Genomic DNA, 3,724 nt, shown 5'->3' on the forward strand with positions numbered 1-3,724 from the left:
CGCGTTCGGCCAGGTCCAGCGCGCCGGCGCAGGCGGCCCCGGCCGAAGCCGTCATGGCCTCGACCTTCTCCGCGCCCATGCGGCTCAGCTCGGCGTGGTCGGCGCGCAAGGGATCGGCCATGGCCTCGCCCATGATCTCGAACCGCCGCGTGATGACGGCGGCCGAGGCCTGGGCCAGTTCCTGACCGGCCTTGGCGTTGCGCAGGGCGCTGCGGGCCGTCTTCTGCATGGGGCTCATATGCAGACCCTGGGCTGGTTTCAGGCGACCGGCAAGACTTCTTGCGCGAAGTCGGTCAGGTCGCGGATCAGGGCCGGGACGGCGGCGTCGATGATGCGCTGGCCCTTTTCCGGGGTCGCCTGGGCCGGGTCCGAGCCGATACGGCCGTCGGGGAAGCGGGCGCGATAGTCGTTGGCGTCGCGGATCGGACCGAAGGGGGCGATCTTCGGCTCATAGGCGGCGGTTTTGATCCGGTCGGGATAGCCGGCCTGGGTCACGGCGATCTCGGACGGGGTGGCGTGGCTGCCGTGGCCGGTCGGGAAGATGTCCTCGCACAGCTTCTGCACGCCCGGCAGATCCCACCAGTTACGCAGCTTCAGCACGAAGGGCGGACGCTCGGCCCAGGGCTCGGGCGTGAAGGACCAGTCGGCGTAGATCTCGGCGAAGGCGGCCTCGATGGTGGCGACGTTGCCGCCGTGGCCGTTCAGGAAATAGATGCGCTCGAAGCCGTGGCGCGTCAGCGACGACACCCAGTCGGCGATCGCCGCCATGAAGGTCGACGGGCGCAGGGTGATGGTGCCGGGAAACGCCAGGTGGTGCTGGGCCATGCCGATGTTGAAGGTTGGCGTGATCACCAGGCTGTCGTCGCCCTTTTCGGCGGCGTGGGCGATGATCTCGGGGCACAGCCAGTCGGTGCCCAGCAGGCCGGTCGGCCCGTGCTGTTCGTTCGAGCCGATCGGCACGATCACCGTCTTGGACAGAAGGGCGCCGGACTTCAGGCGCTCGTCGATCTCGGGCCAGGACGACAGGTGGATCAGCATGGGAAGAACTCCGGCGGGCGGGAGGTGAGGGGACTGAGGGCGGCTTTACGCTGATCCGCCTTCAGGGCCAACTTGGGCGCGGGCGTCTATTCCGATGCGAAGGCGCGGACGAAGCGACGGGCGGCCTCGCGGGCGCGGGCGGGGATGTCGTCGATCTCGGGGTGGGGCAGGCCCAGCACAGAGCGCAGATGACCGTGCCCCAGCACCATGCCGGTGAACATCTCGGCGGCGGCGACGGGATCGGGCGCGGATAGGCGGCCCAGGCGGTCCTGCTCCTCGAGCCAGACGGCCAGACGGCGCAGGTTCTGGCCGGGCCCGGCGTCATAGACGACGCGCGCCAGTTCCGGCGCCTCGGGCGAGGCCAGGGCCAGGCCGCGCAGGGCGACGCCGCGCCCCTCGATGCAGACGCGGCGGATCAGGGTCTCGGCCATGGCCGCCAGGGCGGTCTCGACGTCCATATCCGAGGCGAGCGGGGCCAGGGTTTCCTCGGAGCGCTGGGCCGCCAGGTCGCGGGCGATGTCGGTCTTGGTCGGATAGCGGTTGTAGAGGGTCTGTTTGGACACGCCTGCGCGCCGGGCGACCTCGGCCATGGAGGCCTTGGCGCCCTTTTCCATGAACAGTTCGGAGGCGGCGCGCAGAATGGCGCGGCTCTTGTGTTCGTCGATCTGGCCGAGGGCGCGGGGCATCAGTGGGCGTCCGAAGGAGCTGCGGAGGGATTGGGTTTGGCCGGCTTGGACAACAGGGTCAGGAAGCCGGCGCAGGCGCAGCCGATGGCCAATAGGGCGAAAGCGTCGCCGAAGGCCAGGGTCGTCGCCTGTTTCTGCAGCATACCGTAGATCGCTTTCATCGCCGAAGCCTGGGGGTCGATGGAGCCGGCGAAGCGCACGGCCATGCCCGCCATCATGTCGCGGACGCCCTGGTGGGTCTGGTCGATGGCGCTGGTCAGCTCGACCATGTGCAGGGCGGTGTTCTGGGTCAGGGAGGTGTTGAGGATGGCCAGGCCGAAGGCGCCGCCCACGTTTCGGCTGAGGTTCACCAGCCCCGAAGCGTTCTTGACCATGTGCGGCGGCAGGGTGGCCATGGTCACCTGCTGCGAGGCGATCATGGCGATCATGACCCCGGCGCCGCGCATGGCCTGGACCCCGGCGAACTCCCAGAAGCCCCACTGATCCGTCACGATGCGGGCGTCCCACATGCCCCAGGCGGCCATCATGAAGCCGAGGAACATCAGGATGCGGGCGTCGACCTTGCGCACCAACCGCCCGGCGATGGGGCCGGTGGCGAACATGGCCAGGCCCGAGACGATCATGGTCGTGCCGACCTCGGCCGCCGAATAGTCGCGCACCCGGCCCAGGAACAGCGGCAACAGGAAGGTGCCGCCGAACAGGGCCGCGCCGACGATGAAGGTCATCAGCACCCCGACCACGAAGTTGCGGTTGCCGAAGGCGCGCAGCTCCACGATCGGATTGCGGTAGCTGAGCGAACGCCAGACGAAGGCCGGGCCGCAGACGGCGGCGACGACGCTGAGCAGCAGGATCCGGTCGTCGGCGAACCAGTCCTCCTTGGCGCCTTCCTCCAGCACGAATTGCAGGCTCATCAGGAAGGCGGCCATCAGGGCCAGGCCCAGCCAGTCGAAGCCCTTGGACAGGCTGGGGTCGCCCTTGTCGAAATGGGCGTAGCGTCCGACCAGAAACAGGACGATCGCACCGGGAAAGACGTTGATGAAGAACAGCCAGCGCCAGCTGAGCCATTCGGTCAAATGCCCGCCCAGGGTCGGGCCGACGGTGGGGGCCAGGGTCACGATCAGGCCCATGATGACGCTGGCCGTCACCCGCTTCTCGGGCGGGAAGGCGGTGAAGGCCACGGCGAAGACGGTCGGGATCATGGCCCCGCCGACGAAGCCCTGAAGCGCGCGGAAGACGATCATCATCTCGATCGACGACGACAGGCCCACGGCCACGCTCATCACCAGAAAGCCGAGACAGGAGGCCAGAAACACCTTCTGCGTGCCCCACAGGCGCGACAGGTATCCCGACAGGGGGATCATCACGACCTCGGGGATCAGATAGGCGGTCTGGATCCAGCTGATCTCATCGGCCGAGGCGCCGACCCCGGCCTGGATCTGCGGCAGGGAGGCGGCGACGATCTGGATGTCGAGAATGGCCATGAACTGGCCGATGACCATGCCGGCGAAGCCGAGCAGCAGGACGGTCCAGTTGATCTCGGGCGGGTCGGCGGGGGCAGGGGCCGTCGCTGTCGGGGCCGCCGTCTGGCTCACCGGGCCGGGCTCGGGTTGGCGGCCTGGGCCAGCGCCGTCTCGCCCATGTGGGCCTCGGCGAAGGCAGGCCCGCCCTGGCTCTTCAGATCAACCTTGACCTCGACCGACAGGCCTGGCCGAAGGACGATGGGCTGGCCCGAGGCGTCGCGTTGGACGACGATGCGGACGGGCACGCGCTGGGTGATCTTGGTGAAGTTGCCGGTGGCGTTCTCGACCGGGATCAGGGCGAACTCGGACCCGGTGGCCGGGGCGAAGCTGTCGATACGGCCTTGCAGCGACCGGTCGGGGAAGGCGTCGGCCTTGATCTCGACCGCCTGGCCCAAACGCATCCGCCCGACCTGGGTCTCCTTGAAGTTGGCGACGACATAGGCATCCGTCAGCGGCACCACGGACATGAGCTGGCCGCCC

Annotated in this window: 4 protein-coding genes and 1 pseudogene; all 5 read right to left on the reverse strand. The window is 68.8% G+C overall.

All coding sequences use genetic code 11. The annotated features are described in order from the left end of the window. A pseudogene (locus RT567_RS14860) lies at positions 1-229 on the reverse strand (hypothetical protein); the annotation flags it as partial. Between the two features lie 29 nt (positions 230-258). After that, complete coding sequence (locus RT567_RS14865) at positions 259-1,038, reverse strand: creatininase family protein (protein WP_076224645.1); 780 nt, start codon at positions 1,036-1,038, stop codon at positions 259-261. An 86-nt stretch (positions 1,039-1,124) separates the two neighbouring features. Then, on the reverse strand, positions 1,125-1,724 hold the full coding sequence (locus RT567_RS14870) for a TetR/AcrR family transcriptional regulator (protein WP_313577025.1): 600 nt from the start codon (positions 1,722-1,724) through the stop codon (positions 1,125-1,127). Further along, complete coding sequence (locus RT567_RS14875; protein WP_313577026.1) at positions 1,724-3,316, reverse strand: DHA2 family efflux MFS transporter permease subunit; 1,593 nt, start codon at positions 3,314-3,316, stop codon at positions 1,724-1,726. The genes RT567_RS14870 and RT567_RS14875 overlap by 1 nt, the downstream gene beginning before the upstream one ends. Further along, a partial coding sequence (locus tag RT567_RS14880; protein WP_313577027.1) for an HlyD family secretion protein occupies positions 3,313-3,724 on the reverse strand: 412 nt, incomplete at its 5' end. The genes RT567_RS14880 and RT567_RS14875, both read right to left, overlap by 4 nt.

Source organism: Brevundimonas sp., assembly GCF_032107865.1.
Classification (GTDB): domain Bacteria; phylum Pseudomonadota; class Alphaproteobacteria; order Caulobacterales; family Caulobacteraceae; genus Brevundimonas.